Source organism: Sorangium sp. So ce1335 (assembly GCF_051521615.1).
Classification (GTDB): Bacteria; Myxococcota_A; Polyangia; order Polyangiales; family Polyangiaceae; genus Sorangium.
On record NZ_CP150363.1, the window covers coordinates 8,322,388 to 8,338,110 of the forward strand.

Annotated in this window: 11 protein-coding genes and 2 pseudogenes; 8 read left to right on the top strand and 5 right to left on the bottom strand. The window is 73.3% G+C overall.

The features are described 5' to 3' along the window. Window positions 1-29: 29 nt before the first annotated feature. Both WMF24_RS30705 and WMF24_RS30710 read right to left on the bottom strand, forming a co-directional pair. Window positions 30-572 (bottom strand): hypothetical protein, encoded by a 543-nt coding sequence (locus WMF24_RS30705; protein WP_437730971.1) that lies wholly within the window; start codon window positions 570-572, stop codon window positions 30-32. Window positions 573-806: 234 nt separating this feature from the next. Further along, a complete protein-coding gene (locus tag WMF24_RS30710; RefSeq protein ID WP_437730972.1) occupies window positions 807-2,222 on the bottom strand; it encodes a penicillin-insensitive murein endopeptidase in 1,416 nt (471 codons plus the stop codon). Window positions 2,223-2,536: 314 nt separating this feature from the next. Here WMF24_RS30710 and WMF24_RS30715 point away from each other — a divergent pair, with 314 nt between their 5' ends. From WMF24_RS30715 to glmM, 6 genes are all read left to right on the top strand, one after another. Beyond that, window positions 2,537-3,295, top strand: a complete 759-nt coding sequence (locus WMF24_RS30715; RefSeq protein ID WP_437730973.1) for a CoA transferase subunit A — start codon at window positions 2,537-2,539, stop codon at window positions 3,293-3,295. Between the two features lie 27 nt (window positions 3,296-3,322). After that, window positions 3,323-3,988, top strand: coding sequence for a CoA transferase subunit B (locus tag WMF24_RS30720; RefSeq protein ID WP_437730974.1), 666 nt, complete (start codon window positions 3,323-3,325; stop codon window positions 3,986-3,988). A 10-nt stretch (window positions 3,989-3,998) separates the two neighbouring features. Next, a complete protein-coding gene (gene accD / locus WMF24_RS30725) occupies window positions 3,999-4,856 on the top strand; it encodes an acetyl-CoA carboxylase, carboxyltransferase subunit beta (protein ID WP_437730975.1) in 858 nt (285 codons plus the stop codon). Next, entirely contained in the window at window positions 4,853-6,169 is a 1,317-nt protein-coding gene (locus WMF24_RS30730; RefSeq protein WP_437730976.1) for a bifunctional folylpolyglutamate synthase/dihydrofolate synthase, read from the top strand. The genes accD and WMF24_RS30730 overlap by 4 nt, the downstream gene beginning before the upstream one ends. A 165-nt stretch (window positions 6,170-6,334) precedes the next feature. Continuing rightward, a complete protein-coding gene (locus tag WMF24_RS30735; RefSeq protein ID WP_437730977.1) occupies window positions 6,335-7,390 on the top strand; it encodes an SDR family NAD(P)-dependent oxidoreductase in 1,056 nt (351 codons plus the stop codon). A gap of 147 nt (window positions 7,391-7,537) precedes the next feature. Further along, window positions 7,538-8,980: a phosphoglucosamine mutase gene (glmM, locus tag WMF24_RS30740; protein WP_437730978.1), complete on the top strand. Its 1,443-nt coding sequence runs from the start codon at window positions 7,538-7,540 to the stop codon at window positions 8,978-8,980. A gap of 36 nt (window positions 8,981-9,016) precedes the next feature. On the opposite strand, the gene WMF24_RS30745 is transcribed toward glmM, so the two are convergent. The 3 genes and pseudogenes from WMF24_RS30745 to WMF24_RS30755 all read right to left on the bottom strand — a co-directional run. After that, window positions 9,017-10,015, bottom strand: coding sequence for an ATP-binding cassette domain-containing protein (locus tag WMF24_RS30745; protein ID WP_437730979.1), 999 nt, complete (start codon window positions 10,013-10,015; stop codon window positions 9,017-9,019). After that, window positions 10,012-10,155: pseudogene (locus tag WMF24_RS30750) on the bottom strand (hypothetical protein); the annotation flags it as partial. The gene WMF24_RS30745 and the pseudogene WMF24_RS30750, both read right to left, overlap by 4 nt. Window positions 10,156-10,503: 348 nt before the next feature. Beyond that, window positions 10,504-11,508: pseudogene (locus WMF24_RS30755) on the bottom strand (sigma-54-dependent transcriptional regulator); the annotation flags it as partial. A 341-nt stretch (window positions 11,509-11,849) separates the two neighbouring features. On the opposite strand from WMF24_RS30755, the gene WMF24_RS30760 reads away from it, so the two are divergent. Both WMF24_RS30760 and WMF24_RS30765 read left to right on the top strand, forming a co-directional pair. Next, a complete protein-coding gene (locus WMF24_RS30760) occupies window positions 11,850-14,780 on the top strand; it encodes a carboxypeptidase regulatory-like domain-containing protein (RefSeq protein WP_437730980.1) in 2,931 nt (976 codons plus the stop codon). A gap of 87 nt (window positions 14,781-14,867) precedes the next feature. Then, complete coding sequence (locus WMF24_RS30765; RefSeq protein WP_437730981.1) at window positions 14,868-15,632, top strand: hypothetical protein; 765 nt, start codon at window positions 14,868-14,870, stop codon at window positions 15,630-15,632. Window positions 15,633-15,723: the final 91 nt, after the last annotated feature.

Below are 15,723 nucleotides of genomic sequence, written 5' to 3' on the forward strand. Positions count from 1 at the left end.
GCGCCAGCGCCTCGGTGCGCGCCAGCGCCTCAGAGCGGCGGACGGCTGCGGCGCATCACGCTGACCGTGGCGGTCGGCTGGTGCTCGGGGCAGCCGGTGCGGCCGGACGTGCTCGGATCGAAGTCGATGCGGAGGCACGTCTTGCAGACGCAGAGGTATGCGTCGTGAAACTCGCGGTAGCTCAGGATGTCGGCGGCGAAGAGGCTGAGGACGATGTCGCTGAGCAGGTCCTCCGCGCGCGGGCACGGCTCCCAGAGCGCCGTGTCTCCGGCCGGGCGCACGCGCCCCGCGCGGATGGCCGCGGTGAGGAAGCGATCGTCCGCGGCGGGGGGCATGAAGGCGCGGAGCGAGGCGAGCACACGGAACCGCGCCGCGCCGACGAGCTCCCGCAGCTCGGGCTCCTCCGGATCCGCGGCGGCGGGCGGGGCGAGCGTCACCTGCTCGGAGAAGCCCTCGGTGACGTGGGCCGGGCGCGGCATCCACCCGGGCGCCACGAGGTGCTTCTCGAACCACGCCGCGAGCGCCGCCGCGCTCTGGGGCGGACGATCGACGAACGTGAGCGCCGCGAGCAACGCGCGGCGATCATGGCCCCTCGCGATGAGCGAGGGCGCGGATGGAAGCGTGGGAATCGTGGTGTGGGAGTCCGCTTGACGCATGAGCACCCCCGCTCGACCATCCCAGTCTGCACGTGCATTTCTCGCCGGGTCTAGATGGGAGAACGCCCGGTTCCAGAATGCGGAGCCACCTTCGACGCAACGCGTTATGGGGTATGTGCCCCCGCGTGGGTGCGGAGCGCGACGCGGGTCTCAGTCTGTGATCTTGAGCGCTCCGCTCTCGTCGACGACGCCGCCCGCGTCGGCGCCGTCGGAGTCTGCCTCGAGCTCCTCCTGGGACGCGGAGGGCGCCGGTGGGCGAAGGAACGAAAGATCGAGGCCGCCCATGGGCTGCTGCGCCGCCGCGCGCGCGGCGGCGACGGGGAGCGCATCTCGGTCGCCCGCGCGCGGCGAGGCGCGGCGCGCCTCCTTCCCGGGGTGCGGCTCCTCCCGGCGCGAGCCGTCGCGGCGCGAGCCGTCGCGGCGCGTCTCCTCGCGGCGCGTCTCCTCGCGGCGCGCTCGCCTCGCTGGCTCGCGCCGGCCGGCCTCGGTCTCGCGGGGCCGCGCCGAGGTCGCCACAGACGCAGCGGGCGCCTTGCCGCCGCGCGCGGCCGGGGTGCGCGCGGCCGGGGTCCGGAGCGCCTTTGTCGCCTTCGCCGTCCGCGTGCGCTGCGAGGGCGCGTTCTTCGCGAGCTCGATGCAGGTGCCGCGCATCGCGCCGGGGCACGAGATGCGCACGTGCATGTGGTCGTCGTGCGGCTCGGCGCCGGTCGGCTGCATCATGGCGAGCTGCGCGCGGACGATCAGCGCGCGGGAGACGCCGATGCGCTTGGCGTGGGAGATCAGCGCGTGCCGCAGCGGATCGGAGATGAAGATGTGGCTCACGCGGGCGCGCGGATCGGTGAGCAGGTGCTGCACGAGCAGCCAGTTGCGCGGCACGTCGAAGCGCGCCCCCGGGACGTTCGTCGACGCGAGCCGCGCGTTGAACCGCAGGAAGAACGGCGCGTGCACCTGCTTGCCGCGCGCGTCGAGCGCGTAGAAGCCGAGGTCGACGTCGCGGCCGCTCTCGTGGGAGCCGTGCCGGTGGACCTCGCCGCCGTGCCGGCGCGACAGGTCGCCGACCTCGAGGACGGCGCCCGGGTATCGCCTGGCCACGCCGCGCGCCGCGCGCTCGATCATCCCGACGAGCGACGGCAACCCCCACTGGACGTCGGCGTGGGCGTAGGCGGGCACGACGCGGATGTCCTTGCGCGACGTGTCGAGCCGCACGCCCCCCTCGAGCCGCCCCTCGTTGGGATGGCCGACCGACGCGGCGGGCTTGCGGGGCGCGGCCTTTGTCTTTGCGGGCTCGGCCGTTCGCGCGCCTGCGCCGCCAGCGCGCGGCCGGTGGCCCTTGACCGTTTCCTTCGCGACGTGCGCGCGCGGCGTGCGCGCTGTAACGCCGCGCGCGCCGGCGCCAACGCCGCGCGCACCGGCGCCCGCGGCGCGCGGCGACGCCCCGCGCGCCGGCGCTTCCGCGGCCGATCTCGCGGCGGATCGCGCCGGCGCTTCCGGCGCGGCGTCGGCTGACCGGAAGCCGGGCAACGAGAGCGCCAGCATCGTGAGCAGCAGGGGGAGCGGTCGAGGCACACCGGTCCGTTACGGGGTTTCGGCGGGCAGGGCCAAGAAGCCGGCGGCCCCTGTCGCGCCCCGCGCCGGAGGCGACCGTGGACGTACGAGCGCCTCGGTCCTCAGGCGCGCGGGCGGGCGATCCTCGCACGCCGCGTCGCGCCGCGCCGCGCTGCGCCGCGGCCGGCGCGGATCACCGCGGGGCGCCGCGGCGCAGCGCGCATGGCAGGCGCCGCCCGGCCCCTGTGCCGCGCTGCGGCGCCGGCGTGACGGCGTGCCGCGGCGGCAGCGGAGGCTTTTGCCTCGCGGCCAGTTGGGGTACCTCTCGTGCGGCCATGGACAAGGTCTACAAGAGCGCGCTGGATGCGGTGAGGGACATCCCGAGCGGCGCCACGGTCCTCGCCGGCGGCTTCGGCCTCTGCGGCATCCCGGAGAACTGCATCGCGGCGCTCCGGGAGCTCGGCACGAAGGATCTCGTGGTCGTGTCCAACAACTGCGGCGTCGACAGCTTCGGGCTCGGGCTCCTCCTGCAGAACCGCCAGATCCGGAAGATGATCTCGTCGTACGTCGGCGAGAACAAGGAGTTCGAGCGGCAGTACCTCAGCGGGGAGCTCGAGGTCGAGCTCACGCCGCAGGGCACGCTGGCCGAGCGCATCCGCGCCGGCGGCGCCGGGATCCCGGCGTTCTACACCCCGACGGGCGCGGGCACGGCCATCAGCGAGGGCGGCCTGCCGGTGCTCTACAACGCCGACGGCACGGTGAAGAAGTACTCCGAGAAGAAGGAGATCCGGCGGTTCGACGGCCGCGACTACGTGCTCGAGCCGGCCATCCGCGGCGACTACGCGATCGTGAAGGCCTGGCGGGGCGACCGGTTCGGCAACCTCGTCTACCGTCACACCGCGATGAACTTCAACCCGATGATGGCGATGGCCGCGAAGGTGACGATCGCCGAGGTCGAGGAGCTCGTGGAGGTCGGCTCGCTCGACCCGGACCACATCCACACGCCCGGGATCTTCGTGCACCGGATCTTCCAGGGCGAGCGCTACGAGAAGCGGATCGAGCGGCGCACGGTGCGGAAGGCCTCGGCGGCCTAGCCGCGCGGCGCAGGGACAGGGGACACGATGGGACTCACGCGGGAACAGATCGCGCAGCGCGCCGCGCTGGAGCTCAGGGACGGCTACTACGTCAACCTCGGCATCGGGATGCCGACGCTCGTCGCCAACTACATCCCCGCCGGGATCGAGGTGGTGCTCCAGAGCGAGAACGGGCTGCTCGGCATCGGCCCGTATCCTGCCGAGGGCTCGGAGGACCCGGACCTCATCAACGCCGGCAAGGAGACCGTGACGATGCTCCCCGGGTCGGCGATCTTCTCGAGCGCCGAGTCGTTCGCGCAGATCCGGGGCGGCCACATCGACCTCGCGATCCTCGGGGCGATGGAGGTCTCCGAGAAGGGCGATCTTGCCAACTGGATGATCCCCGGCAAGATGGTGAAGGGGATGGGCGGGGCGATGGACCTCGTGGTGAGCGCGAAGCGCGTCGTCGTGATCATGGATCACGCGGCGAAGAACGGCGCGCCGAAGATCCTGAACGAGTGCGCGCTGCCGCTCACCGGGCGGGGCGTCGTCCACCGGATCATCACCGACCTCGCCGTGCTCGACGTGACGCCCGAGGGGCTCCTGCTGCGCGAGCTCGCGCCCGGCGTGAGCGCCCGAGAGGTGCAGGAGAAGACACAACCAACGCTCCGGGTCCCCTCCGACGTGAGGGAGATGGACCTCCGGAGCGCCTGAAGGTGCGCCGATGACCTGGCCCGAAAAGACCCTGCCGACGACCGACGCGAGCGAGAAGCGCTCGCTGGGAGCGGGCGTGTTCCGTCGCTGCGACGGTTGCGCGCACACGCACGACGCCTCCGAGCTCGCCCGGACCTTCGAGGTGTGCTCGCAGTGCGGCCACCACCACAAGCTCGACGCCGAGGGGTGGCGGCGGCTCCTGCTCGACGACGGCGAGCTCGCCCAGTGGGACGATCACCTCGTCCCCAACGATCCGCTCGGGTTCAGCGACGGCAAGAGCTACCGCGACCGCGTCGCGGCGCTCCACAAGAAGGGCCGCACGAAGGAGGCGATCGAGATCGGCCGGGCCCGGCTCGGCGGTCGCGACATCGGCTACGGCGCGTTCGTCTTCGCCTTCATGGGCGGGAGCATGGGCTCCGTCGTCGGCGAGAAGATCGCCCGGCTGTTCGAGCGCTCGACGCGGGAGGAGCTCCCGGTGGTGCTGCTCCAGTCGTCGGGCGGCGCGCGCATGCAGGAGGGCATCCTGTCGCTGATGCAGATGGCGAAGACCGTGGCCGCGCTCGAGCGCTACCGCAAGACGCGGCTGCCGTTCATCTCGGTGCTGCTCCACCCGACGACGGGCGGCGTCGCGGCGAGCTTCGCCTTCCTCGGCGACGTGAACATCGCCGAGCCCAAGGCGCTGATCGGCTTCGCCGGCCCCCGGGTCATCGAGAACACGATCCGGCAGACGCTGCCGGAGGGCTTCCAGCGGGCCGAGTTCCTGCTCGATCACGGGATGGTCGACGCGATCGTGCCGCGCCTCGAGATGAAGGCGTACCTCGGGACGCTGCTCCAGCACCTCGCGGGCGGTCGCCGGGCGCGGCGATGAGCGCCGCGGCGCCGCGGCTGCCGGCGCTGCTCGAGGCGCTGGGGCAGCGGGCGCCGCGGGGCATGGAGCTCGGGCTCGACCGGGTGCGCGCGGCGCTCGCGGCGCTCGGCGACCCGCACGCCGTCCTCCCCGCGATCCATGTCGCCGGCACCAACGGCAAGGGGAGCGTGTGCGCGATGGTCGAGTCCATCGCGCGCGCGGCCGGGCTCCGCACCGGCCTCTACACGTCGCCGCACCTGTCGCGCTTCGCGGAGCGCATCCGCGTCGGCGGCGAGCCGATCGGCGACGCGGCGTTCGAGGCCGCGCTCGCCGCCGCGCTCGAGCGGGTCCCCTCGCCGCTCACGTTCTTCGAGGCGCTGACGGTGGCCGCGTTCGTGGCGTTCCGCGACGCGGGGGTCGATCTCGCGATCCTCGAGGTGGGGCTCGGCGGGCGGCTCGACGCGACCAACGTGATCGCTGCGCCGCTCTGCACGGCGATCACGTCGATCGCGTTCGATCACCAGGCGCTGCTCGGCCCGACGCTGGCCGACATCGCCCGGGAGAAGGCCGGCATCCTCAAGCCCGGCGCGCCCGCGGTGCTCGGCCCGCTCGACCCCGAGGCGGACGCCGCCATCGAGGCCGTCGCGCAGGCGGCCCACGCGGGGCCGCGCCTGCGCGTGGCGCGGGCGGGCGAGGGCGCGGGCGACATCGCGGTGGGGCGCGCGGGGCGTGGAGCGCGCGCGACGCGCGTCGCCGGGCCGGGGGGCCGCGCCGTCGAGGTGGAGCTCGGCCTGCCGGGGGCGCACCAGGCGGAGAACGCGGGCGTGGCGTGCGGCGTGGCATGGCAGCTCGCCGGCCGGTGGCCCGAGATCGATCGGGCGCTGCCGGCGGGGCTCGCCGCGGCGCGCTGGCCCGGCCGGCTGGAGCCGATCGACGCGGGCGGCGCTCAGGTCCTGCTCGACTGTGCGCACAACCCGCACGGCGCGCAGGCGCTCGCGGCATGGCTCGACGAGCAGGGCCCGGGGCCCGCGCGCACAGCGCTCGTGTTCGGGGCGATGGCCGACAAGGGGTGGGGCGAAATGCTACAGATGCTCGCCCCGCGCGCGCAGCGTCGGTTCTACGTGACGCCGCAGGGCCGCGCGGCCGCCCCGCTCGAGGCGCTGCGCCAGGTCGCGCCGGGCGAGCCGATCGGCGACCCTGGCGCGGCGGTGGCGCGGGCGATCGAGGGCGCCGCGCCGGGCGGGCTCGTCGTCGTGGCCGGCTCGATCTACCTGGTCGGCGAGGTACGGTCGGCGCTGCTCGGCATCGCGCCGGATCCGGTCGTGACGCTCTGAGCGGGCGCGAGCGCTGACCGGCGCGCGAGCGCTGACCGGCGTGCGGGCGCGGCGTCGGCGCGCACGCGAGCGCCGCGGGCGAGCGCCGCGGGAGCGCGCGTGTGCAGGCGCATCGCTCACCGCCGGCGCGCGCGGGCTGGCACGGGCGATGCCGGCTCCGGCGCCATGGCATTCACCAAGAAGCGGCGATCACCGGTGCTCTTCCCAGCGGCAGCCCTCGGGGCGGCCGCGCTCGCGCGGACGGCGTTCCGCGCCCTGCGGCGGCTCGACCTGCGCGGGCGGGTCGTCGTCGTCACGGGCGGGTCTCGCGGCCTCGGGCTGCTCCTGGCCGAGGAGTTCGGCCGGCACGGCGCGCGCGTGGCGATCACCGGGCGCGACGCCGGGGCGCTCGACCGGGCCGAGCAGCGGCTGCGGGCGCTCGGCATCGAGGTGTACGCGATGGCCTGCGACCTCGGCGACCGGGCCGCGGCCGAGGCGTTCATCGACGGCACGGCGCGCGCGTTCGGCCGGATCGACGTGCTCGTCAACAACGCCGGCGTGATCCAGGTCGCGCCGATGCAGGACACCGGCGTGGAGGAGATCGAGGAGGCGATGCGCTCGAACTACTGGAGCGCTGTGTACACGACGTTGAGCGCGCTGCCGCACCTCGAGAAGCAGGGGCGCGCGGCGCGCATCGTGAACGTCGTGTCGATCGGGGGGCGCGTCGCCGTGCCGCACCTGGTCGGGTACAACGCGTCGAAGTTCGCGATGATGGGCTTCTCGGAGAGCCTCCAGGCCGAGCTCTCCCACGGGAGCGCGGACGGCCCGCGCGTCACGACGGTGATCCCCGGGCCGATGCGCACCGGGTCGATCTACAACGCCGAGTTCGGAGGCAACCAGCAGCGCGAGTTCGGGTGGTTCGGCCTGGCCTCGTCGATCCCGGTCGCGACGATCGACGCGCGGCGCGCGGCGCGGCGGGTGGTGGCGGCGGCGCGCGAGGGGCGGCCCGAGGTGAAGCTCGGCCTGTCGGCGCACGTCCTGAGCTGGGCGCACGGGTTGGCGCCCCAGGCGACGGTGCGGCTCATGGGGCTCGTCAACGCGCTCCTGCCGGCGCCGCGCGGCGTCGAGGGCACGACGCGGGGGAGGGACCTGCGCACGCCGGCGCAGAGGTCGGTGCTGCTGCACCTGAGCAACGAGGCGGCGCGGCGCAACAACGAGGCGCCGCCGGAAGCAGCGCGGTGAGGCGCGATGACGCGCGGTGAGGCGCGGGACCGAGGCGCGACGAGCGCGCGCCGCGGTCCCGCGTCCCGCGCCGGCGATTGCCCGTAGGCTGTCTTGGCAAAGGTTGCTAAGGGTGGTCTCCTCAGCGCAAAACCACAGAGAGGGACCGTGCCGAAGCACACCAAGAAGGATCATAGGGAGAGCGCTCCGTCGGCGACGGGCGAACCGCAGAAGCAGTCCGCAGGCCGCAAGCTCTTCGGCACCGACGGGGTGCGCGGCGTGGCGAACCAGCCGCCGATGACGCCGGAGATGGCGCTGCGGCTCGGCCGCGCGATCGCGTTCGTCGCGAGCCACGGGAAGTCCCGGCAGGTGCGGGTGGTGATCGGGAAGGACACGCGGCTGTCCGGCTACATGCTCGAGACCGCGATCGCGTCCGGCGTGTGCGCCATGGGCGGGCGCGTGATGCTGAGCGGGCCGATCCCGACGCCCGCCGTCGCGCAGCTCACGCAGAGCATGCGGGCCGACGCCGGGGTCGTGATCAGCGCGAGCCACAACCCGTACCAGGACAACGGGATCAAGATCTTCGGGCCCGACGGCTACAAGCTGCCCGACGCGGAGGAGGAGGAGATCGAGCGGCTCATGGAGAGCCACGAGCTCGACGAGGCCCGCGTGGTGGGGGCGGCGATCGGCAGCGCGGTGAAGCTCGACGACGCGCGGGGGCGGTACGTCGTGTTCTGCAAGAGCACGTTCCCCACCGCGCTGTCGCTCGACGGCGTGAAGATCGTCGTCGACGCGGCGCACGGGGCGGCCTACCGCGTTGCGCCCGCGGTGTTCACCGAGCTCGGCGCGCACGTGACCGCGCTCGGCGTGAAGCCGAACGGCCGCAACATCAACCGCGAGACGGGCGCGCTGCACCCGGAGCACGTGAAGGCCGAGGTGCTGAAGCGCGGGGCGGCCATCGGCATCGCGCTCGACGGCGACGCGGACCGGGTGATCATGGTCGACGAGCGCGGCCAGGTCGTGGACGGCGACGCGATCATGGCGCTCTGCGCGCTGCGGATGCTGCGGACGGGCAAGCTGCCGCGGAACACCATCGTGACCACGGTGATGTCGAACCTCGGCCTCGAGCGCGCGCTCAAGGCGCACAACGGTCACGTCGTACGGACGGCGGTCGGGGACCGCTACGTCGTGGAGGCGATGCGGAACGGGGGGTACTCGTTCGGCGGGGAGCAGTCGGGGCACCTCATCTTCCTGGACCACGCGACCACCGGGGACGGCATCGTGGCGGCGCTGCAGGTGCTGGCGATCATGGCGGAGGAGGACAAGCCGCTGAGCGAGCTCGCCTCGAAGGCGATGCAACGGGTGCCTCAGGTGCTGGAGAACGCGACGTTCACGACGCGCATGCCGCTCGACAGCATGCAGCGGACGCGGCTCACCGTGGATCGCATCGAGAAGACGCTCGGGGACAAGGGGCGCATCCTCGTGCGCTGGAGCGGCACCGAGCCGAAGCTGCGCGTCATGGTCGAGGGGGAGGACGCGACGACCATCGAGGCGTACGCGCTCGAGATCATCGAGGCGGCCAAGCAGGACGTGGCGGGGGCCACGGCGTAGCGAGGACCGCGCGGCGGGCGTCGGCCAGGGGGTTGATCACAACGCCCGGCGCATGAAGAGGTCCTCGAGCGTCTCGCGGCGCGGCGTCACCTCGACCACCTGCGCGCCCGCCGCGAGGGCCCTCTGGAGCACCTCGCGCACGCGCGCCTCGCCCTCCACGTCGACCACCGCGACGTCGCCGCGGAGCGAGGTCGCGAAGCCCATCGCGCCGAGCTCCGCGAGCAGGTCCGGGCTCGCGGCGGCCAGCATGACGTCGGTGCGCAGCACGTCGCCCCGCAGGAGCTGTCGGATCGCGCCGCTCACCACCGCCTGGCCCTCGCGCAGGATCGTCACGCGATCGCACATCGCCTCGACGTCGCTCAGGATGTGCGTCGAGAAGAAGATCGTCCGCCCCTGGTCGCGCTCCGCAAAGATGAGATCGCGCACCTCCTTGCGACCCACCGGGTCGAGGCCGCTCATCGGCTCGTCCAGGATCAGCATCTCCGGATCGGCGACGAGCGCGGCGGCAAGCCCGGTGCGCTGCAGCATCCCCTTCGACAGCCGGCGCACCTGACGATCCGCCGCGTACGCGATCTTCACCTGATCGAGCACCTCCATCGTCCGCCTGCGCAACGCGGCGCCGCGCATCCCGGACAGGCGGCCGCAAAGCTCGACGAACTCGCGCGGGGTCAGGTAGGGGTAAACATACGGATTTTCTGGCAAAAATCCGATCTTGCGGCGCGCCTCGGGCGACGGGACGCGCGCGCCGAACAGGTACGCCTCGCCGCCGGTCGGGGAGATGAGGCCCGTCAGCATCTTGATCGTCGTCGTCTTGCCGGCCCCGTTCGGGCCGAGGAAGCCGAAGATCTCGCCGCGGCGCACGCCGAAGCTCACCCCCTTGACCGCCTCGACCGCCTTGCGGCGCAGGAAGCCCACCCGGAACGTCTTCCGAAGGCCACGCACGTCGATCAGCAGCTCGCCATCCGCCTCGCCGGAGCGGACTGGCGCCGCGCGCTCTTCGAGCGGCTCGACGAGAGGCTCCGCCCCGCTGCTCATGCGCCCTCCTCCCCTTCCGGCTGCTCGCCGGCCGCGCCGTCGCCAGCGCGCGCCCGGCCGCGCGCGTTCGCCGCGCTGTACTCGTGCAGCTTGTACTGGATCTTGCGCGGGCTGATCCCGAGGATCGTCGCCGCCTTCGAGGTCGAGCCCTTGCACGCCTCGAGCGTGCGCAGGATCGCGTAGCGCTCCAGGTCGTAGATGGTGCTCCCGGGGATGCGCGGCATCGCGTCGGACGCCTCCGCCGGCTCGGACGACATCTGCGCCGGCAGGTGCCGGAGCTCGATCCGCGGGCCGTCGCAGAGCACCGCCGCGCGCTCGATCGCGTTCTCCAGCTCGCGCACGTTGCCGGGGAACGAGTAGCTCGTCAGCGCCGACAGCGCCTCGTCCGTGAAGCCCTCGATGCGCTTGCCGTTCTCCTGCGCATAGCGGCCCAGGAAGAACGTCGCGAGCTCGGGGATGTCGCTCCGGCGCTCGCGGAGCGGCGGGATCTCCAGGGTGACGACGTTGAGCCGATAGTAGAGGTCCTCCCGGAACAGGCCCTCGGCGATGCGCTGGCGCAGGTCGCGGTTCGACGCGGCGAGGATCCGCACGTCGACCTTGAGGGTCTCGTTGCCGCCGACCCGCTCGAAGGTCCGCTCCTGCAGGAAGCGCAGCAGCTTCACCTGCGTGGCGAGCGGGATCTCGCTCACCTCGTCCAGGAACAGGGTGCCGCCGTTCGCCTGCTCGAAGCGGCCCTCGCGGCGGCCGACCGCGCCGGTGAAGGCGCCGCGCTCGTGGCCGAACAGCTCGCTCTCGAGGAGCGACTCGCTCAGGGCGGCGCAGTTCAGCCGCACGAGCGGCGCCTTCGCCCGCGGGCTCGCGCGGTGGATCATCTCGGCGATGAGCTCCTTGCCTGTGCCCGTCTCGCCCACGATCAACACGCTCGCGCGGCTCGGCGCCACCTGCTCGACGAGCCGGACGAGCTTCACCATGCTCGGGTGGCTCGCGATCACATGGCCGAACGCGTTGCGCTCGCGGAGCCGCTCCCGCAGCCGCGAGTTCTCCTGGAGCAGCTTCGCGCGCTCCACCGCGCGCTCGACGACGACCGCGAGCACCGAGAAATCGAGCGGCTTCGTCAGGTAGTTGTACGCGCCCTTCTTCACCGCCTCGACGGCGCTCGAGATGGTGCCGAACGCCGTCATCACGACGAACGTCGCGTCCGGCAGCGCGAGCTGCGCCTTCTCCATCATCCGGATGCCGTCGAGCCCCGGCATCTTCAGGTCGGTCAGGACCACATCGGGCGCGAACTCCTCGAGCTTGCCGAGCGCCTTGAAGCCGTCCGCCGCGGTCTCGGTGGTGTACCCCTCCTCGCGCAGGATCTCGGAGAGCGCCGCGCGCGCGTTGGCCTCGTCGTCGACGATCAGGATACGCCCGCGGGATGCCATGGTGGCTTTCCTAGCATGCGCGCCCGCTGAATTGGACGGTGGCTCTGCCTCGCCCGGGGAGCCCCCCATCCGCGTCCGGTGAGCACCGCCATCCGCAAGGCGCCGCGGCCGAGCACGTTTGCGACCAGGTCGCCCGTACGGCAGCGCGGCGCGCACACCGCTCGACGGACGGCGCGCGCGCCGCGCTCGAGAAGGCAGCGACGACCGGGCCTCGGCAGCGCGCCGACGACCGGGCCTCGGCGCGGTGAGGCCGCACTTATTGAGCCGTGCGGCGCGGCTTGTCGCGAATCTGCCGTCGACGAAAACCGCTGTTTCGTGTGCCGCCCGCAGTGGTACAACGGGCCGCGCGCGAGGTCTTTGCCGTCCCGATTGGCGGGCGTTTCCTTGATCGACCTCGCGGATGAGGCTCGATGCATACGCTTCGGAAGGTGTTCGCCGACAGGCCCCGGCGCGCTGCGCTCACGGCGCTGCCGCTCGTCGGCTGTCTCACGCTCGCGGGCGCCGCCGAGGCGCAGCAGCCGCAGCCTCCCTTCGGACCGCAACCTCCCTTCGGACCGCAGCCGCTCCCAGGACAGCCGGCGCCGCCTCGGCCGTTCGGGACCGAGCCTCCTCCCGCGCAACCCGGCCCCTTCGGGCCGCAGCCGGGCGCTCCAGGAGACGCGCCCCAGTTCGGGCCGCAGCCGGGGTTCCCGGGCGGTCCCCCGCCGCAGTTCGGGCCCCAGCCGGGCGCGCCGCAGCCGGGGTTCCCGGGCGGCCCCCCGCCGCAGTTCGGGCCCCAGCCGGGCGCGCCGCAGCCGGGATTCCCGGGCGGTCCCCCGCCGCAGTTCGGGCCCCAGCCGGGTGCGCCGCAGCCCGGGACGGCTCCGGGCCAGCCGGCGCCGGACGCGGGCTTCACGTTCGGCGCGGAGGCATCCGTGGGCGCTCAGGGCGCGCGGGCCAGCGCGACGGCGCCCTCGTCCACGGCGTGGGACGAGCAGGAGCGCGCGCTGTCGCTCACCGCGCAGCCGAACCTCTGGGGCTCGACCGGCCTCCTGCGGACGTCGACCGCGGGCTCCGGCGCGCCGGGCACCTTCCGGGTGTCCTTCATGCTCGACTGGTTCTCGACGAGCGGCTTCCTCTGCGACCCGACGGAATCGACGCCCGCGGGCCAGCCGATCACCTGCGGCCCCGACGCGCTGGAGGACTCGGCGAGCCACGTGGGCGCGTTCTTCGCGCTGAACGCGACCCCCCTGCCCTTCCTCGAGGGCTACGCGGCGATCCGGACGTTCGCGAACGCGAACGATCAAGGCCGCCCCCGGCTGCTGCAGGTGCTCGGCGACACGACGTTCGGCGTGAAGGCGTTCACGCCGACGAAGATCGGCAAGCCGTTCAGCTTCGGCGGCGAGGCGCAGCTCCTCCTGCTGAACGGGACGGGCGACGTCGGCCTGGCCGGCGGCGGCACGAGCGCCGTCTTCCGCGGGCTCGCGACGCTCGATCTCCGCAAGCCTCAGGGCAAGGGGTTCCCGCTGCGGGTCAACCTGAACCTCGGCTACAAGCTCGACAACTCCGGCGTGCTCGTCGAGGAGGTCGAGAAGCAGCGGGCGCTGGCGTTCACGGACGGCCGCGATCGGCAGCCGATCTCGCGCATCGAGCGGTTCGGGCTCGGCATCAACCGGGTCGACTTCTTCCAGACGCACATCGGCGTGGAGATGCCGCTGCCCAAGGTGCAGCCGTACCTCGAGTACACGCTCGACATCCCGGTGAACCGGCAGGGCTACGAGTGCCACACGAGCCGCGTGTCGCGCGGCGACGTCTGCCTCGGGCTCGACGACTTCGCGTCGCCCGATCCGCAGAACCAGGGCGGTCCGGGCTACTCGGCGGCGCCGTCGCGGCTGTCGCTCGGCGTGCGCGTGACGCCGTTCGAGAAGGCGTTCCGCGGGCTGTCCGGGCACGCGGCGTTCGACCTCGGGCTGTCGGCGACCTCCGTGTTCATCGAGGAGGTCGCGCCGCAGGCGCCGTGGACGCTCTACCTCGGGATCGGCTACGCGTACGACACGAAGCAGAAGGAGCCGCCGCCGGCCCCCGCGCCGCAGATCGTCCGGGAGCCGCCGCAGCTCGTGCCGGCGCCGCAGACCTTCGTGCGCGGGTTCGTTCACGAGCAGAACAGGCCCGACGCGGCGGTGGCGGACGCGATCGTCACGGTCGAGGGCGCCCCGCAGCCGCCGTACGCGACAGGGTCGGACGGCCGCTTCCTCACGCGGCACCTCGAGCCGGGGACGTACACGTTCAACATCCGCGCGAACGGCTACAAGCCGGGCACGTGCCAGGCGACGGTCGCCGCCGGCGGGGCAGCGCCTGGGCAGCTCGGGGCGTTCGGCCCGCAGCCCGGGCAGCCCGGCGCCTTCGGCGCTCAGCCGGGGCCCTTCGGCGCTCAGCCGGGGCCCTTCGGCGCTCAGCCGGGTCCCTTCGGTCCGCAACCGGGGCAGCCCGGCGCCTTCGGTCCGCAACCGGGGCAGCCCGGCGCCTTCGGCCCCCAGCCTGGGCCCTTCGGCCCGCAGCCCGGGCAGCCCGATCCGTTCGGTCCGCAGCCCGGCGCGTTCGGTCCGCAGCCCGGGCAGACCGGTCCGTTCGGTGCGCAACCGGGGCTGCCCGGCGCTGCGCCGAGCCCGGCGCAGCCGCAGGGGACGACGTTCGTCGACGTCGACTGCTCGCTCGAGGCGCTGCCCAAGACGGGCAACGTCGTCGGGACAGTGAAGGACGCGGAGAGCGGGGATGCGGTCGCAGGCGCGACGGTCCGGCTCGTCGACGCGGCGGGGCGAGAGCAGACGGCGACGACCGACGCGAGCGGCGCCTTCCGCGTCCCGGATCTGCCGGCTGGCGCGGTGACGCTCAAGGTCGAGGCGCAGGGCTACATGAACCACGTCAACCAGGCCGACGTCCGGACCAGCGAGGACACGCGCGCGCAGCTCACGGTGAACAAGCGGCCGAAGGTCTCGCTCGTGAAGGTGCAGGGCAACGAGATCAAGATCTCGAAGCAGATCCACTTCGAGACCGACTCGGCGAAGATCCTTGGCGACTCGAACGCGCTGATGGAGGAGATCGCGGACGTGCTCCAGCGGAACCCGAACATCCGCAAGGTCGAGATCCAGGGGCACACCGACAACACGGGCGGCCGGGAGCACAACCAGACGCTCAGCGAGGCGCGCGCGAACTCGGTGCGAGCCTGGCTGATCAGGGCCGGCGTGGACGGCTCGCGGCTGGCCGCGAAGGGCTACGGGCAGGATCGACCGGTCGCGCCGAACGTCACGCCGGCGAACAAGGCAAAGAACCGGCGCGTGCAGTTCATCATCCTGGAGAAGTGAGCGGCGTCCGCCCGTCGGGCGGACCGGTCGCGCCCGCGCCCCCGGCGTCGCTTGTCGACGCCAGGGCGCCGCGATAGGGGCACGCCCATGATGAAGCCAATCGTCGTGGGCGCTGTCGCCGTGGTGATGGGCTGCGCGGCACCAACGCCCGCGCCGGACGCCCGTCCGGCCGAGAGCGCCCAGCCGACCGCGGCCGGCGCCTCGCCGGGGGCGGCCACAGCGGCAGCGACGTCGGGCGCCGGCGCGGCCAAGGCCTCGTCGGCGCCGCCCTCGCAGGACGCAGGGCCGACGGAGCGCTCGCAGGACGGAGGCGCGCGCACGGGCGCCGAGGCAGCGGCCGCCGACGGGGCCCTCCACCCGGGACCGGCGCCCCTCGCGAGCGCCGACGCCGGCGCCGCGGCCTACGCGCCGGACAACAAGATCTTGCCGCCGCTCGAGAGCGAGGAGCTCACCGCGCGGGCCAGCGGGCTGTTCGACGCCATCGTGAAGAACGACCCGGCGCTGGCCGAGCCGTTCTGGTTCCCGAAGGAGCCGTTCATCCCGCTCAAGGACGTGAAGGACCCCGGAAAGTACTGGGACAACCTGCACGCCGCCTACCTCAACGACGTCAAGGCGATGCACCGGAAGCGGAGGAGCTGGGAGGCCGCGCGGTTCGTCGGCTTCGAGGTCGGCTCCAGGCCGAAGTGGGTACCGCCGGGCGACGAGGTCAACAAGATCGGCTATTACCGCTCGCTGCACGGCAAGCTGAAGTACGAGATCGACGGGAAGCCGGCGACGATCGACGTCCACACGGTCATCTCCTGGCAGGGCCGCTGGTACGTCACGCACCTCGGCGACTTCAAGAAGCGCTAGGCTCCGCGCGCCCGCTCGTTGCGTCGACGAGGGGACGAGGGCGCTCCTCGACGAGCGAGGCGCGGGCCGGCACCTCGCGTTCGCGTCCGGC

Coding starts and splice junctions, on each gene's coding strand:
- WMF24_RS30715 (WP_437730973.1), top strand. CDS start 2,537: ATGGACAAGGTCTACAAGAGCGCGCTGGATGCGGTGAGGGACATCCCG.
- WMF24_RS30720 (WP_437730974.1), top strand. CDS start 3,323: ATGGGACTCACGCGGGAACAGATCGCGCAGCGCGCCGCGCTGGAGCTC.
- accD (WP_437730975.1), top strand. CDS start 3,999: ATGACCTGGCCCGAAAAGACCCTGCCGACGACCGACGCGAGCGAGAAG.
- WMF24_RS30730 (WP_437730976.1), top strand. CDS start 4,853: ATGAGCGCCGCGGCGCCGCGGCTGCCGGCGCTGCTCGAGGCGCTGGGG.
- WMF24_RS30735 (WP_437730977.1), top strand. CDS start 6,335: ATGGCATTCACCAAGAAGCGGCGATCACCGGTGCTCTTCCCAGCGGCA.
- WMF24_RS30745 (WP_437730979.1), bottom strand. CDS start 10,015: ATGAGCAGCGGGGCGGAGCCTCTCGTCGAGCCGCTCGAAGAGCGCGCG.
- WMF24_RS30760 (WP_437730980.1), top strand. CDS start 11,850: ATGCATACGCTTCGGAAGGTGTTCGCCGACAGGCCCCGGCGCGCTGCG.
- WMF24_RS30765 (WP_437730981.1), top strand. CDS start 14,868: ATGATGAAGCCAATCGTCGTGGGCGCTGTCGCCGTGGTGATGGGCTGC.